This window comes from Trinickia sp. HAY1-2D (assembly GCF_056754935.1).
In genome coordinates this window covers 757,448-773,788 of sequence record NZ_JBPGWX010000002.1, presented here as the reverse complement: position 1 = coordinate 773,788, position 16,341 = coordinate 757,448, and the positions used below count along the sequence as shown (strand labels likewise).

The window sequence follows — 16,341 nt, the reverse complement described above, 5'->3', positions numbered from 1 at the left end:
ACTCGCGAAGCGCATGCCATCAGCCCTTTTTCGCCTGGGGATTACCGATCTTTTCGGCAAACTGCGAGAGCTTCTGATCGGTCGCCTTCTCTTCTTCCAGCGTTTGATGCAACAATTTCACCGCATCCTCCCGTCCAAGCTGTTTGCCGAGGGCGCAAAGCGTGCCGTACGCCGCGATCTCGTAGTGCTCCACTTTCTGAGCGGCGCCGATCAGGCCCGCATCGAGGATGGGGCCCTTCTCCAGTTCCTCGACCAGCTCCTGCCCTTCTTCGATGAGCCCCTCCATCGCCGCGCATTTCATGCGCTTCAACCGAATACCGCACATCTCCACGACCTTGTCGATGCGCTCGACCTGGCCGTGCGTTTCTTGCAGATGCGTCTCGAATGCCTGCGACAACTGCTCGTTGGTCGCGGCACGCGCCAGCTTACCGAGCGCACGTGTCAATTGCTTTTCCGCGCTGTAAATATCGGAAAGATCGTGAATGAACAAGTCTTCCAGCGTTTGGCGTGCCATGGCGAACTCCCTTGGATCGATGTGAAAAGCGATCGCAACTGCGATCAAGCACAAGGCTCCGCTCACGGATGCAACGCACGTGCCTCGAAACGCTCGAACGCCATGGGAGGGAAAGCGGTGCTACCAGAACGCCGAAATGCCGGCGATACCTTGAGCGCCGAACGCTCGGGCCAGCCGGCAATCGGCGCGTGTCATGCCGCCCAGCGCATAGACCGGCAATTGCACGCTCGCGACGAGTTCGGCGAAGCGCCGCCAGCCGAGCGTCGGCGCGCCGGGGTGAGACGATGTCGGCAGCACGGGAGAAAGCGTCACGAAATCGACCCCAATGGCCTGCGCGTGGCGCAATTGCGCTCGTGTGTGACAGGCGGCGCTGACCCACTGCGAGCCGGATGTTGCGCGCCGCGTCGAGCGCAGCAATCGTTCGCTATTCAAGTGGATACCGTCGGCGCGTATCCTCGTCGTTTCGACAGGTCCGTTCAGGATGAGCCGCGCGCCATGACGGCGGCAAATCCCTAGGACTTCGCCGGCCAATTCGTCGAACGACTCGGCGCTCGCGTGCTTCGAGCGCAGTTGGATAAGCGCTACGCCACCTGCCAACGCATGCTCGATACGTGCGAGGAATGGGTCGAAGCGCCCGTCGGCCGGGGGCTCGGGTGTCACGAGCAGCCATTCGGGAAGGACTTTGTCGTCGCGCATGCGGCAAAGCTACCAAAAGAAGCTTGCCCTGTCATCGCATCGACGCCGCGCCGGTTCTCGCCAAGCGCTAGGGCCTGTTCACGCTAATTACAGGCTTGCGCTGGCCACCAGAAGGGCCGAGCGCAAGGAATGGGACGAAGGGAATACTCGACGTATTCACAAGGAGCATGACGCGGCGATCGGCCCTTCTGGTGGCCAGCCCCACGAAGGATTCCTACAACCAGGGGAACGTGCCTTGCCGGCCGCATTATGCCCCGCAGGAAATCCCCTTGGGGACGGCGTCGTTCGTCGTTGCAATAGCTACGGCTATTGCGCCTCCTCTCTCCTTGTCCTGCGGCCGGCAAGGCACGTTCGCAAGCCTGTAATTAGCGTGAACAGGCCCTAGTCGCTCGAGCCGGCGGATCGAAAGGTGCTCGATGGGCAGGCCGGATCCTTGCCCCAGTGATCGGCGCAGACGTGCCACCGGCAAAACTGGCCTTCGATCAAACCACGCGTCGAACATTCGGCAACGCGCCCGGCCAATCCCGGCCCGCCGCTCGCCGCGGTTTGCGTCTTCTGCGCAGCACCCGTCTTCGCCGACGTCTTGCCGTGATTGGCATCGTAGGGCTTCGTACGCGCCACGATCGCGGCCAGCAGATCCACGTCCTGGTCCGGCTTTTTCGCGCCGGCATTCGCATCCTTGCGCGGATGCGCCGAGGCGACGCGTTGTGCCTGATGCTTCTTATCGGCCTCGCGAACGGTGTGCGACGCCGTGGTCGTCTTCGCGGTCTTCGTCGTATTCGTCGCCTCACGCGCCGCGACGGCGCTCTTCGCGTGCGCCGCCGGCGCGGCCGCACTGCCCGATGCCGACGCACCGTCGCTCAAGGCGCGGGAAAGACGCTCGCTATCGGACGCACTCGCACCGATTGCCGCCGTCGCGGCGGGTGCAGCGCTCGCCGCCGAGGCAAGCGCACCGGCAGGCGCGGAGGCCGGACGATCGTTAGCGGCAGTATCGGCCAAGATGACGGCCGGCTGCGGAGCCGATGCCGCCGTCTGGAGCGTGTCGGCCGCGGTGCCGGATGCGTCGGCTATGACCCTCGCAGCCGCCGCGCTCGCCGCCGGTGCCGCCGCCGTCTTTTTAACACCGTCGAGCGCCGACGCCACGCGCGGGCTCGTCTGACCATCATCCCGTGACGCGCGTTGCCACTGCCAGGCGCCGAATGCACTCAGGCCCAGCGCGGCGGCGACGACGACAATCCAGAGCTTGTTGGAGCGGCGCGTCGAATTCGGCTGCGCAGCGACACGGCCTTCCAGATTCGCGAGAATCCGCGAATCGTTATCAGCGGCGCTCTTGGCCGTCTCGGAAAGCAGGCTCGGCCGCGCTTTGGAACTGGGACTGTCCGGCGCACTCATTCACTGTCTCATTGAATTTGGGTTTAATTCGCCGCGATAATGCAATCCGGCCTGCCTTGCAGCAGGCCAGATTCTAAGATCAAGCATTACAAAAGACAATTTATTTCCCAGCTACGGGGCCGAACTTGATTGCCGTTGCGCTTACCGCCTATTTTGCTCTCGCCGTCACGCTGGCAGCCGTACTGCTATTGCCACAGGCGCGTACCGCGCTTATCAATGCCGCGCTTCATATACAGCGGCGTGTAGGACGTCGCGCCTCGCTGCGTATGACACAGGCACGTCATGGCATAAGGAAATCAGTAAAAATTTCGCAATCGACGATCGGAAATACGAAAAAAATACTGATTCGACGTCGCTTGATGATTTTCATTACGACAGGTATCCTTGCCGCGCCTCCATTGCTTGCAATTGCACTGCGCGGCAAGCTGTTATTTCAGTATGACGGCGAAACGCGGGCGCCCGACGAGAAAATCGCCGCTTTGCTGCACGGGGAACAGCTCGTCCCACCGCCGCCGTTGCCGCCGGAGGTTTTCGCGACGCAAGAAGTCGAACAGGTCCGTCCAGCATTACGCGACGCGAGTCGCGACTGGAGTTTGCTGGATGCGGACTTTAGAACACGGCTGTTGCTCGTGTACAAAATCATGCGCGAGCAATACGGCTATGAAATGGCTTTGCTCGAAGGTTACCGAAGTCCGGATCGACAAAACCGGCTGGCGCAGCTGGGGGGTGTCACAAATGCTGCCGCATATCAGAGCTATCACCAATACGGCCTTGCCGCCGATAACGCCTTTTTGCGAGACGGCAAGCTCGTCATTTCGGAAAAAGATCCGTGGGCCATGCGTGGTTATCAGCTGTACGGGCAAACGGCCGAACAGGTCGGCTTGACCTGGGGCGGACGATGGAAATTGATGGATCTGGGGCACGTCGAATACCACAAGCCCGGATTTGTTCTGCGTCGCGCCGCCGCCCTTTCCGTTTCCATCCGGTAATCGAATCAAAAGCTGCTTTTGCCGCGCTGTCGTCGCGCCATTCATATAGAAGAACGTCTTATGCAACGCCTGCTCAATGCGCTCACCCATAAACGCACGATGACCGTTTTCGGCCTGCTCGTCGTCGCGGTCATCCTCTTCGGAGGCGCGCTCTGGTTCGACATTCCGCTCGCGTGGCCCGGCGCGGCGTTCGCCGCGCTCGTGCTCATCGTGCTCGTCGTCTGGCTTTGGCGGCGCCGGGCCGCCCGGCGAGCCAACAGCAAGCTTGGCGAGATGCTCGAACAACAGGCCGAAGCCGGCAAGGCCGCCGCGGTCCAGCAGCCTGCCAAGCAAGCGGAGCTCGACGTTCTGCGCACACGGCTCGTCGATGCGGTACGCACGATCAAGACATCGAAGATCGGACAGATAGCGGGCGGCTCCGCGCTTTACGAGCTGCCGTGGTACATCGTGATCGGCAATCCTGCCGCGGGCAAGAGCAGCGCCGTGCTGAACTCAGGGCTCCAGTTTCCGTTCGCCGACAAGAACGACGCGGTGATTCACGGGATCGGCGGCACGCGCAATTGCGATTGGTTCTTCACGACCGAAGGCATCCTGCTCGATACAGCCGGCCGCTATTCGGTGCACGAGGAAGATCGCACGGAATGGCTCGGTTTTCTCGGTTTGCTCAAACGCTATCGGCCCAAGGCGCCCATCAACGGGATCATCGTCACGGCGAGCATCGCGGAGCTGACGTCGAGCCGTCCCGATGCCACGATCAATCTCGCCCGCAGCTTGCGCCAGCGCGTGCAGGAATTGACGGAGAAGCTCGAGGTCTTCGCCCCGGTCTACGTCATGTTCACGAAGGCCGACCTGATCACGGGCTTCGCCGAATTCTTCGGCGGGGGCGAGCGCCATGAATATGAACGTGTCTGGGGCGCCACGCTGCCCTATGAACCCGACGAAAGACGGGACGTCGTCGCGCTGTTCGACGAGCATTTCGAGGAACTCTACGAGGGCTTGAAGGAAATCAGCATCGCTCAGATGTCGATCAATCGAGGCAACAAGCTGTCGCCCGGGCAACTGAGCTTCCCGCTCGAATTCCTCGCCATCAAGCCGGCGCTGCGCATGTTCCTCGCGACGCTGTTCGAGAACAATCCATTCCAATACAAGCCGATCCTGCGCGGCTTTTATTTCACGAGCGCACTGCAAGAGGGGCAGACGAACAGCGCCGCGGCGCTTCGCATCGGCACGCGCTTTGGCCTCGCGACCGACAATCTTCCCGCGCCGCAGGCGCCCTCCTCGCAAAACGGCTTTTTCCTGCGCGATCTGTTCTCGAAGGTGATCTTCGCCGATCGCCAGACCGTGCGACAGTTCGCGAGCCCAGCCAAGACACGGCTGCGCTACGGCACGTTCTTCACGTTCGTCGCTGTACTGGCACTGGCGCTCGGCGGCTGGACGTGGTCCACGATCGGCAATCAGCAGCTCGTCGCAAACGTGCAAGCCGATCTCGACAACGTCGTTCGCATTCAGCAAGGCCACAACAACCTGCAATCGCGCCTGCAGGCGATGGACGTTCTCGAAGACCGCATCGATCAACTCGAACAGTTCCGCCGCGATCGGCCGCTCTCCGTCTCGCTCGGCCTGTATCAGGGCGATCGCATCGAGCAGCGCTTGCTCGCCGAGTACTACCGCGGCGCAAAGCAATTGATGCTCGATCCGGTCTCGCAGAACCTTGCATCGTTCCTGCGCGACGTCAATGCGCATCCCGATCAGCTGACACCGCTCACGCGCCCCCCCGAATCGGGCGCCGTCACCGTTTCCGCGCGCAGCGGCACGTCGGCGCTCAGTCAGCAAAGTGCGCAAGGCGGGCTTTACAGCGATGCCTCCCCGACCAACGTCGAAGATGCCTATAACGCACTCAAGACCTACCTCATGCTGTCGGACAAGCGCCATGTCGAGGCGGCTCATCTGACCGATCAGCTCGCGCGTTTCTGGCGGGGTTGGCTCGAGACGAATCGCGGCAACATGCCACGCGGCGACATGATCAGGAGTGCCGAACGCATGATCACGTTCTATCTCTCGCGTGTATCCGACGACGACTGGCCGATGATCGACGCCAATCTTTCGCTCGTCGATCAGACCCGCGAGAATCTGCGCCACGTCGTGCGCGGCATGCCGGCGCGTCAGCGCGTGTACGAGGAAATCAAGGCGCGCGCTTCGACACGGTTCGCGCCGATGACGGTGGCGCGCATCGTCGGCGACGACAACGCCAATCTCGTCGCCGGAAGTTACGCGATTCCGGGCACGTTCACGCGCGATGCCTGGTTCCAGTACGTGCAGCCCGCCATTCGCGATGCCGCCACGAAAGAGCTGCAGGCCAAGGACTGGGTGCTCAACACCGCGTCGCAGGACGACCTCACGCTCGAGGGCAGCCCCGAACAAATCCAGAAAGCGCTGGTCGGCATGTACAAGACCGACTATGCGCAGCACTGGCAGCGCTTCATGCAGGGTATCGCCATTCAGGACTTCGGCAGCTTCGATCAGGCCGTCGCATCCATGAACCGTCTCGGCGACCCCCAAGATTCGCCGATCCGCAAAATCTTCGAGACGGCGTACGACCAGACCGCCTGGGACAATCCGGCACTCGCTTCCACTACGCTGCAGCGTGCGCAAAAGGGCGTGAGCGGCTGGTTCAAGCGGATGTTCTCGGCACGCGAGCAGGCGGCGCAAAACGCTGGCATCGACATCGATCCGGGCGCGCTCGCGCCGGCGACGATGGGCCCGGTGGGCACGGCATTCACCGGCCTTGCGCGCATCGTCGCCAAGCAGGGAGACAACTCCTTGCTTCGAGGCTACATGGAGACGCTCTCGAAGGTGCGCACACGCTTCAATCTGCTCAAGAATCAGGGCGACCCCGGCCCCGGCGCGCGCGAGCTGATGCAGCAAACGCTCGAAGGCAACGCCTCGGAGCTCGCCGATTCGCTGAAGTTCGTCGACGAGCAGATGCTCACCGGTCTGACCGACGATCAACGCAAGGCGCTGCGTCCGCTACTCGTGCGGCCACTGATGCAGGCGTTCGCCGTCGTGATCGGGCCCGCCGGCGACGAAGTGAACAAGGTGTGGAACGCACAGGTGCTCCAGCCGTTCCAGACATCGCTTGCGAACAAGTATCCGTTCATGGCCAACGCGAAGGTCGAGGCCGGTGCCGGCGAAATCGCGCAGGTGTTCGGCCCGGACGGCGCCGTTTCGAAGTTTGTCGGGACCACGCTGGGGCCGCTCGCGGTCAGGCGCGGCGATACGCTGAGCCCGCGCACGTGGGGCGGCATGGGCGTCGCATTCACGCCCGACTTCTCGAGCGGGTTCGCACGCTGGGTCGCTCCGCTTTCGGGAGCGGCGGCAGGCGGCGCGCAAGCGACGGCGGAGCCGCAAACCGTCTTCCAGATCCTGCCTCAGCCCGGTGCAAAGACGACCGAATACACGCTGACGATCGACGGCCAGCAACTGCGTTACCGCAATACGCCCGCACAGTGGGCCAACTTCGTATGGCCCAACCCGCAGGGCGCTGCCGGCGCCACGCTCACAGCGACGACGTTCGATGGCCGCACGATTCAGCTCGTCAACGAACCCGGGCGCTACGGGCTCGAGAAGCTGATCAATTCGGCACAACGCAAGCGCAATGCCGATGGCACATTCGACCTGTCGTGGACGCAAGGCGATGTGACCGTCGCCTTCAGCATGCGCATCGTCAGTACGTCGCAACCGCAAGCCGGCAGCGGCGATGCGCCCCAGCAACAGAGCTTGCGCGGTACACGGCTGCCTGCGAGCGTCGTCGACGTGGCGGCAGCCCGTGCGAATGCCGCGGCCGCAAGCGGCTCGACGCCGGCAACGGCACTCGCTTCGGGCGCGACGACGGCCGCCGCTTCGGGCGCTGCCACTTCCGGTGCGACGCCGAGCATCGACTCGCCACGCACCGTATCGACCAATCCGGCCGCCACCCCTACCGCGGCCACGAACCCGGGAGCCGCGCAATGACGCAATCGGTCCAGGCGCAATTGGCCTATTTCGGCAAAATTCCCTCGCGCGGCGATTTCGTCAAAAGCACGAACAATGCGCAGCTCCTGCAAACGCTGGACCGCTGGATTGCGCAAGCGATGGAGCTGCTTGCCGAAGATCCGCGTTGGAAGATCGTCTATGAGAACGCCCGGCCGATGAACTTCGCGTTCCTCGGCTCGCAAAGCAAGCTTGCCATCGCCGGTCACATGATGGCGAGCCACGATGTCTCGTCGCGGCGCTTTCCGCTGGTCGCGGCAACCGCCCTCGAGGTCGAGCGCCCGCTCGCCTTCCTCGCGCGCAGTCCGCTCGCATTCGCGCGGCTCTGGTCGCGCGCCGCGGCTCAGATGCGAGAGCTTTACGAGTGCACCGAGCCGAGCGCCGCGCTGCAAGCATTGGGCGACACGCAGGTCTCGATCGACGCCGGACAATCGAACTCGCACGACGGCACGTTTTCGGATTTCGTCGAGCATCAAACCTTGGCCGGGCTCGAGCAGATGTTGCTCGCCAGCGGCCATCCGGTACGACTGCGCGGCGCGATGCTCGCACTTGGCTCGCTCCTCAAGCCCGTGATGCAAAGCAAATCCCGGCATCTCGAGCGCGGACTCACCCTGCCGTTGCCGAACGACACGTTCTACCGAAGCCTGGTTGCGGCGTTCTGGCTCGAACTCGTCGCACCGTTTCTCTCGCAAGCCGATTTCGAGGTCGCGGTGTTCATCGGTAACATTGCCGAACGCGAGCGTCTCGTCATCGGCTTCAACGGCGCATCCGCAAAAACGCTTCATAGCGTCATCGATCCGCAAGCTTATGCGACACATAACATCGATATTGACGATCCCGAATGGGTCGACGAACACGCACAAAACGAACCGGGCATCAGCAAGCTCGTCAGCTATCTGGAGCAACCTCAGCTCTCGCTGCGTATCGCCATCGATACGTTCAGAGAAGCATTCATCGGGGCGTAAGACGATGGTTGCAATGCTTCCTCGTGTGCTGACGCGCATAGCGGCCGTTACCGCATTCACCTGGGCGGCCGGTTTGACAGCCGGCGCCGCATTCGCCGATACAGCGGGGCCCGCCAATGTTTCTCCGGTCGACAACAGCGGTATCGGCATCCGTTCGACTCCGATAGCGCCGACGCAGCCGTCCGGCCAGGCCGCGCAGGCCGGGCAGCAGCCTGGCGCGGCCAACACCGCGACACGCGTTCCGCCGCCGGTCAACGCGACGCCGGGACAAGTCGTCGCCAGCGGCAAGGTACCCGACGAATCGACGCGCGCGGCCGTGCTGCAGCGCCTGCGCGACACGTACGGCGCCGCAAACGTCGTCGATCAGATCGAGGTGGGCAATGTCGATACGCCGCCGAACTGGGCTGCCAATGTCCAAAAGCTCATCGGTCCGCAGTTGAAGCAAATCAGCAAAGGGCAGTTGAAGATCGACGGGACGCAGATCGACGTCAAGGGCGAGGTCGGCAACGAGGCGCAGCGCCAGCAGATCGCCAGCGATATGGCCAATGCGCTCAATCCCACGTACACGATCAAGAACGGCTTGCGCGTCAGCGCTTCGGAGCAAGGTGTGCTCGATAGCACGCTGGCGAACCGCACGATCGAGTTCGAGACGGCAAGCGCGATGCTGACGCCGCAGGGGCGTTCGATCCTCGATCAGATGGCCGCGGCGCTCGCCAGGCTGTCCGGCAAAACGGTAGAAATCATCGGGCACACGGACAACTCGGGCAATCGCGCCTCGAATATCACATTGAGTCAGGCCCGGGCGGACGCGGTCAAAGGCTATCTCGTGACGAAGGGTATCGCGCCGCAATCGATGACGACGATGGGCGTCGGGCCCGATCAACCGATTGCGTCGAACGATACCAGCGATGGACGCGCGCGTAATCGGCGAATCGAGTTTCGTGTCGGGAAGTAAATCGGGCCACGTGTCGATGCATACCGCATCCGCCGCGAAGGCTCATTGCGCGTCCGGCTTCACCCCGAGCAGCTCGCGCAAATGCGCGAGCGATCCGTCGTCTTTCACCACGGCAGCCAACCATTGATGCAGCGGCATATCGGCCCATTCCGCGGCCTTGTCCGCCAAATAGGCCGCCGGGCTATGCGGCTCGGTTGCCCGTAAGAACTGGGCAACGGCACGCAATTGCGCCACCGCATCGGCACGGTTTTGAATCACGCCCGAATGCCGGGCTTGCGGCGTCGAAACCATTGGCGTTCCTTGCGAAAGCGGCGTCTTGAATGTCGGCTCGGCGCGCTCGACGCTCGGTGCCGATGGCGACTGAGCGGGGCTGCCCGAGGGCACCTCGACGCTCACGCCAACGTCGCGCGCGAATCGCTCCGCCAGCCCGTGGACGAAAGCGTAGGAATCCTTGACTTGCCGAAAACTCGGCGCGGCCTCTTGCGCACGGGTCTCGAGTTCTTGTTCGAGCGCGAGCATCGCCGCCTCGAACGCCTTCAGATCGGCCAACAATGCGCGATAAAACGGCACCGGCGTCGCGCGCTTCGCCGCATCGATCTGCTCGAACGAGGGTTTGCCGCGCGCAATGTCGTCGGCATGATCAGGGTCGCGCTTGATCGCCTGCGCGACGTTCGACGCGACCTCCCAATCGATGGCGGTAAAGCCGGCGCTCGATGTCTGCGTCAACGGCATTTCGCGCAGCAGTTGCGCAGTACGAGCCACGAGCCAGGTCACGTTGCCGAGCCGGTACTCGGTGTCCTCCCCTTCGGCCAGCGGATGCACCTTGTCCCAGTACTGAGCGCAAAGCCCGCTCAGCAACGTGTAGCCCTGCGTCAAACCCGATATCCCTTGCTTGATCGCAAGCGCCTCGGTCAACCACGCGGCCACGCGCAGATCTTTCGTCCGCTTGCTCAGCAGCTCGGTGCACCGTTCGATCACGAGGCTCCAGTTGGCCTCCTTGATCTCGGTCACCCACTCGCCCTGATCGAGCGATGGATCGTCGAAACGGCGCGCATGCTGAATTTCGTCGAAATCGTTCGAAAACAACATATCCTCGCCGCATGTCGATGCGCCGTCCAACGGCGCCAGAAGCGGTGCAAGATCGATTGCCATCTCATGCCACCTTGTATTCGAATTCGCCGTCCTCGCCGGCACGCACCGCGATCCTCTCCATCCGGTCCCCTTGCGCCACCCGTCCCAGTACCTGCTGCGCCAATTCGGGCAGCAGCGTACCGTTCAGAATATGGTCGACGTTGCGCGCGCCCGAGTCGACTTCGGTGCAACGCGCCAGCACCGCATCGACGAGCGACTCGTCCCACGAAAACTGTGCGCGGTGATTGGCGGCAATCCGATCGCGAATACGGCCGAGCTTCAGTTCGATGATTTCGGCGAGCACGTCATCGGAAATGGGGTAATACGGAATCACCTTGACGCGGCCGAGAAAGGCCGGCTTGAACGTTTTGTAAAGTTGCGGGCGCAACATCTCCGAGAGCGCGTCGGCATCGGGCAACTCTTCGGCCTGCTGGTTCAGGCACGCCTGCATCACCGCCGAAGATCCGACGTTCGACGTCAAGATGATCAGCGCATGCCGGAAGTCGATTTCGCGCCCTTCGGCATCGTCGAGCGTTCCCTTGTCGAACACCTGAAAGAACATCTCGAGCACATCGGGATGCGCCTTTTCGATCTCGTCGAGCAGTACCACGGAATAGGGATTGCGCCGCACCGCTTCCGTCAGTACGCCGCCCTCGCCATAGCCGACGTATCCGGGCGGCGACCCTTTCAGCCCCGATACGCTATGCGCCTCCTGATACTCGCTCATATTGATGGTGATGAGCTTGCGCTCGCCACCGTAAAGAATATCGGCGAGTGCCAGCGCCGTCTCGGTCTTGCCCACGCCCGAAGGTCCGACGAACAGAAATACGCCGCGCGGCTTATTCGGGTCTTCCAGATTCGCGCTGGCTGTGCGCACGCGCTGCGCAATCGCTTCGAGCGCATGGTCCTGTCCGATGACGCGCGCGGCGAGCAGATCCTTCAGACCGAGCACGGTGCGAAGCTCGTCCTTCACCATGCGTCCGAGCGGAATGCCCGTCCACGAAGCGACGATCTCCGCGACGACATGGCCGTCGACCTGCAACGGCACCATGGGCCTCGATTGCTGGATCGCCTGCAACGACGACATCTGCTCGGCCAGCGCCGCGCGGGCGGCATCGGCCTCGTCGGCGCTCGCCGTCTCGAGCGCCGCACGCAACTCGCCGATACGCGTCACGAGTGCGCGCTCCTGCTCATAACGCGCTTCGTCGGCCGCAAGCGTTTCGACGTCGGTCGCACGCGCCGTGCGCAGCTCGGCAAGCCGCTCTTCATGCCCGGCTCCAGCCGAACCGCCTCCGACCTCGCGTTCGAGCGAAGCGATCTCGGCATCGATGCGCTCGATCCGTTTGCGCGCATCGTCGATCGCGGCGGGTGTCGAACCGTGCGCGAGCGCGACCTTTGCGCAGGCGGTATCGAGCACGCCGATGGCCTTGTCGGGCAATTGACGCGCCGTGATATACCGGTGCGAAAGACGCACGGCCTCGGTGATGGCCTCATCGAGAATGCGCACATTGAAGTGCGCTTCCATGCGCGGCGCCAACCCGCGCACCATAGCGGCTGCCAAAGCCTCGCCGGGCTCGTCGATCTTCACCACCTGAAAACGCCGCGCAAGCGCGACGTCCTTCTCGAAGTACTTGCGATACTCGCTCCAGGTCGTGGCGGCGACCGTGCGAAGCTCTCCGCGCGCGAGCGCGGGCTTCAGCAAATTCGCCGCATCGTTTTGCCCCGCTTGTCCGCCCGCGCCGATGATCGTGTGGGCTTCGTCAATGAAAAGAACGATCGGTACGACGCTCTTCTTCACTTCGTCGATGACGTTTTTCAAACGATTTTCGAACTCGCCTTTGACACTGGCGCCGGCCTGCAGCAGCCCCATGTCCAGCACATGCAGCGCCACGCCTTTCAGCGGCTCGGGCACGTCGTCGGCCGCGATGCGCAGTGCGAGTCCCTCGACGACCGCTGTCTTGCCCACGCCGGCCTCCCCGGTCAGGATGGGGTTGTTCTGACGGCGCCGCATCAGGATGTCGATGGTCTGCCGGATCTCGGCTTCGCGCCCGATGACGGGATCGATCTTGCCTTCCCGCGCACGTTGCGTGAGATTCGTCGTATAGGTATCGAGCGCGGGCGTCTTCGATGCCCCGGGCGCGGCTAGACCGGGTATCGCGCCGTCCGCCTCGCCCGAGCCATCCGTGCCTGGGCTCGCGCGCACCGGCACGGCCTCTGCCTCGTGTGATCCGGCCGTGATCTCGTCGAATTTGTGCTTCAGCGCTTCGATGGGCACCTCGGCGAAAACGGCCGACATCCGCTGCGCAAACTGCGCCAGATCGGGTGCGCCGAGCAGCGCGAGCAGCAGGTGCCCCGAGCGGATGCGCGCCGCATGCGAATCGAGCGACGCGATCAACCACGCCTGCTCGAAAAGCGCGATCAGATGCGGCGAAAACACCGGTGTGCGCGTGTTGCCGGTTTTCAGGCGCCCAAGCTCGCGCTCGAGATCGCGGCGCAATGTGTCGGCGCTCAGCCTGTTCGAGCGCAGCACGATGCCGAGATCGCTCGCGGTATCGTCGAGCAGAGCGAGAAACAAATGTTCGAGGTCGACCTCATAGTGACCGCGGGCGAGGCACAGGCTCGCGGCACGCGTGGCCGCATCGAGGCACAGTGCGTCGAGCTTGGCAATGAGGGTCTTCAGAGGCGTGCTCATGAGTCGACAGTTCCTGTGTCTGGGAATGAATGGATGAGGTTCAGTTCGTAGCGTGCGTCGTCGCGATCGCACACTGCTTCGCGCGTGCAAAGAAAGGCATCCCAGCCCAGCCGCGCACCTGCGCCGAGCTGGCTCGTGCCGACCTCTTCGCGGGCCAGGACGAGCCATACCTCGTACTCGAACATGTCGCCGGCAGCAATCGAAAGCATGCGCTCGAGCGCGATGGCCGACGCAGCGCCCGGCAGGAATGCTTCGTAGTCCTTTTTATTGAGCGGGCCGACGACGAGCCGCGCGCGCATATCGCGTTGCCAGACGCGCTCTCCCGCGAGCGCGGTCGCGCCGAGCTTTGCGTTGGCCAGGCCGAGCCGCGAAAGACGTTCGGCCGGCACCTCGTACCACTTGCCGATGAACTGCTCGACCTGCACGGGCACGCGAAAGTATTCCGACAATGCACGCGCCAAATAGGCGGCGGACATCGGCCGATGCCGGATCGGCAGCGCGAAGCCGGCCAACGCTTCGTCGACGAGCGCGCCGGGACCGCGCTGCAGCGCGGCGCGCGTCGGCACATGGGTCAGTCCCGCAAGCGCCAGCAGCAGCGGGAGATAGCGTTCGTTCCGGTCGAGCTCGTAATGAAACGGGAGGCGATACTTTTTCCATGCCTCGTAAAAAAGCGCCGTCGCCCGATCGGAAAACACATCAAAAAATTCGCGCGCGGCCCGGTCGCGCTGCAACTGTTCGCGAGCGGCGAGCTGCTCGGTGTAATGCAGCGGCAGCGCGCCCTGGCCACCCAACATGCCGAAGAACGACGGCGTCAATTCGATCCGCGCGAGCGATTGGTCCGCCATCGCCGAGCGGCGCTCCTCGGGGTTCGCGAGCGCGGCGCCCGCGCAATCGTAGGAGACTGCGCGCTCGAGCTCGCTCGGCGCGAACGTCAACGACAACGTGCTGCAAAATCCGATACGTCCGGCGACGCGTTCGCCGGCGCGGCGCGACACCTGCTGCGCGAACCACACCTCGAGCACGCGCACGGCCTGGAAAAATTGAAAGCGGTACGGCTCGTCGAGGAGCCGCTCGACTACGCCAGCATCGAATCGGCGCTGCGCGGCTTGCATCGCATGATCTCCTCGCCCGTGCGCTTGGACACGGCAACCAGTTGTACGAAGCTGTTCAGACTGACGTAGAGTCCGAAAAACATATCGAGCGCGCGAATGAACGACGCGAGGCTCGTGCCGACGAAATGCGTTTCGTCGACGGTGAGGCGCACTTCGCTACCGCGCACGAACGTCGCGAACGGCTTGCCGGGCAGCCATACGACAGCAGGCCGCGCTTCGAGCGCGACAATGCCTTCGATGTGACGGATGGAAGCCGGGGTGCGCCGAAGATCGTAGAGGACGAGCAGTTCCTTCAGCGTCGATAGATCCTCGCGTAAAAGGGAAACCTCCGACAAGGCGAGATGCGAAATCAACCGCCGATGCATCGACGCGCCACGCTCGATTCGTACGCTCGGCGTCGGGCGGCACAGCATCGAGACGGGCCCGTCGGAAATCGTTCGGTCTGCGAACAAATCGCCGCCTTCGAGGCCGATCGCAAGCCGCGCGGGCAAATCGCGATTCGTGCAGGTGAGCGCGAGGCTCACCGTGCTCGTCATGGCGCGCGCTGGCGAAAAATGCGCATCGACGACGGACAGCTCCGTTTCGTAGCCCGGGCTCATCTGCGCAACCCGCGCATTGCGACGCGCAAACCAATATCGGCCGAGTTGAGACGGCTCGTCGTGATGCAGCGCGTAAAACGGCCGGAACTCCTCGACAGCCTGTTCGCCGACGGACTCCTTCACCACATGAACGGCATCGATCGAATAGACCTCGTAAGCGTGCGCGTGGCGGGCGTCGGCGATGACCGGATACGAGACAGCCTCGTGGCTGACGCGAATCGGCTCGCCGCGTCGCGCGAAGAGATTGACCACGGGCGTCGCAAAGAGACGCAGATGGTGCGCCGACAGCGTTTCGACGAGTCGCGGCGCCTGCGTTTCCGCGCGCGTCTGCCTGATCGTCACATGCAGCGTCAGCCGGCGGCATGGCCCACTGGCCCGAAGCATCTCGCCCAGGCCAAAATCGATGAAATCGAATTTCTCGGGAAACGCGAAATACTCGGTCAGCAAACGGTAGGCGGGGTGCGATCTCGCCGGGTAATCGATCAGCGCCTGATCGTCGGCGAAGCCTGTCTGCTCGATCGGCATGCCCTCGAGCCGCCTCCAGGCCCCCGGCTCGGCCGCCCCTTCCGGCTCGCTCGAATCGCCCACCTCGACGTAGGCCGCCGTAGCCCGAATGAAAATGCAATCGGCCAATGCCGCGGTAAACGACTGCTCACCGTGAAGATAGGCGCGCAACGTCGCGAGTCCCGACGCATGCAAGCCCATATCGGGCGACGTACTCTCGAACGTGAAGGACAGCACCCCCGAGACATTGCCCGGCAACACCGGGGCATTGGCCGGCAACGCGGCGAGCGGTCGATAGCGTGCCCGCGTGACGGCGATCGGCGCCAGCGTGACGTCGAATGCGGTACGGAACTGGCAGCGCACGCCCCGAACCTCGCGGCTCTCGAGCAGAGTCCCGCGCGGAATCACGACCGGCGCGCGCGTCGAGCGCAGCGCGGTCGCGGTGCTCGCGCCGAACTGAGCAATGGAGCAGGACGGAAACGGACGCAGGTAGTGCGGATAGAGCACTTCGAAAAGTGCCTCGGCGAACTCCGGATATTCGTCGTCTAGCTTCTTGTTGATTCGCGCGCCGAGCAGCGCAAACGAATCGATCATCCGCTCGACATGCGGGTCATCGCTTTGCTCGCCGCTGAAGGCAAGCCTGGCCGCGATCTTCGGGTAGCGATCCGCGAACTCGCGCGAATACTGCCGCAAAAATGCCAGCTCCCGCTCGTAATAAGGCAGCAACGCTTCCATCTATATTCCCCGAGCGCGGGCGCTTCGC

General features: G+C 63.4%; 11 protein-coding genes. 4 read left to right on the top strand and 7 right to left on the bottom strand.

Annotated features, from left to right (window positions below; all coding sequences use genetic code 11):
• Positions 1 to 19: 19 nt before the first annotated feature.
• From ACR9ZC_RS10555 to ACR9ZC_RS10545, 3 genes are all read right to left on the bottom strand, one after another.
• Positions 20 to 514 carry a YciE/YciF ferroxidase family protein gene (locus ACR9ZC_RS10555; RefSeq protein WP_331567923.1) on the bottom strand — a complete coding sequence of 165 codons (495 nt, stop codon included), beginning with the start codon at positions 512 to 514 and terminating at the stop codon, positions 20 to 22.
• Between the two features lie 120 nt (positions 515 to 634).
• Positions 635 to 1,210 carry a thiamine phosphate synthase gene (locus tag ACR9ZC_RS10550; RefSeq protein ID WP_481580227.1) on the bottom strand — a complete coding sequence of 192 codons (576 nt, stop codon included), beginning with the start codon at positions 1,208 to 1,210 and terminating at the stop codon, positions 635 to 637.
• A 381-nt stretch (positions 1,211 to 1,591) separates the two neighbouring features.
• Entirely contained in the window at positions 1,592 to 2,602 is a 1,011-nt protein-coding gene (locus tag ACR9ZC_RS10545; RefSeq protein WP_481580226.1) for a phage tail protein, read from the bottom strand.
• A gap of 125 nt (positions 2,603 to 2,727) precedes the next feature.
• On the opposite strand from ACR9ZC_RS10545, the gene ACR9ZC_RS10540 reads away from it, so the two are divergent.
• The 4 genes from ACR9ZC_RS10540 to ACR9ZC_RS10525 are packed head-to-tail and all read left to right on the top strand — an operon-like array spanning position 2,728 to position 9,540.
• Positions 2,728 to 3,591 (top strand): M15 family metallopeptidase, encoded by an 864-nt coding sequence (locus tag ACR9ZC_RS10540; RefSeq protein WP_481580225.1) that lies wholly within the window; start codon positions 2,728 to 2,730, stop codon positions 3,589 to 3,591.
• A 60-nt stretch (positions 3,592 to 3,651) separates the two neighbouring features.
• Positions 3,652 to 7,602, top strand: a complete 3,951-nt coding sequence (tssM, locus tag ACR9ZC_RS10535) for a type VI secretion system membrane subunit TssM (RefSeq protein WP_481580224.1) — start codon at positions 3,652 to 3,654, stop codon at positions 7,600 to 7,602.
• Positions 7,599 to 8,585 (top strand): type VI secretion system-associated protein TagF, encoded by a 987-nt coding sequence (gene tagF, locus ACR9ZC_RS10530; protein WP_481580223.1) that lies wholly within the window; start codon positions 7,599 to 7,601, stop codon positions 8,583 to 8,585. Before tssM ends, tagF begins: the two co-directional genes overlap by 4 nt.
• Before the next feature lie 13 nt (positions 8,586 to 8,598).
• A complete protein-coding gene (locus ACR9ZC_RS10525; protein ID WP_481582639.1) occupies positions 8,599 to 9,540 on the top strand; it encodes an OmpA family protein in 942 nt (313 codons plus the stop codon).
• A 42-nt stretch (positions 9,541 to 9,582) separates the two neighbouring features.
• Here the strand turns inward: ACR9ZC_RS10525 and tssA are convergent, their stop codons facing one another.
• The 4 genes from tssA to tssF are packed head-to-tail and all read right to left on the bottom strand — an operon-like array spanning position 9,583 to position 16,313.
• Positions 9,583 to 10,692 (bottom strand): type VI secretion system protein TssA, encoded by a 1,110-nt coding sequence (gene tssA / locus ACR9ZC_RS10520; protein WP_331567930.1) that lies wholly within the window; start codon positions 10,690 to 10,692, stop codon positions 9,583 to 9,585.
• A gap of 1 nt (position 10,693) precedes the next feature.
• Entirely contained in the window at positions 10,694 to 13,363 is a 2,670-nt protein-coding gene (gene tssH, locus ACR9ZC_RS10515) for a type VI secretion system ATPase TssH (protein WP_481580222.1), read from the bottom strand.
• On the bottom strand, positions 13,360 to 14,475 hold the full coding sequence (gene tssG / locus ACR9ZC_RS10510; protein ID WP_481580221.1) for a type VI secretion system baseplate subunit TssG: 1,116 nt from the start codon (positions 14,473 to 14,475) through the stop codon (positions 13,360 to 13,362). The genes tssH and tssG overlap by 4 nt, the downstream gene beginning before the upstream one ends.
• The gene (tssF, locus tag ACR9ZC_RS10505) at positions 14,439 to 16,313 is read right to left on the bottom strand and encodes a type VI secretion system baseplate subunit TssF (protein ID WP_481580220.1); all 1,875 of its coding nucleotides are present in this window, start codon (positions 16,311 to 16,313) and stop codon (positions 14,439 to 14,441) included. The genes tssG and tssF overlap by 37 nt, the downstream gene beginning before the upstream one ends.
• Between the last annotated feature and the right edge of the window lie 28 nt (positions 16,314 to 16,341).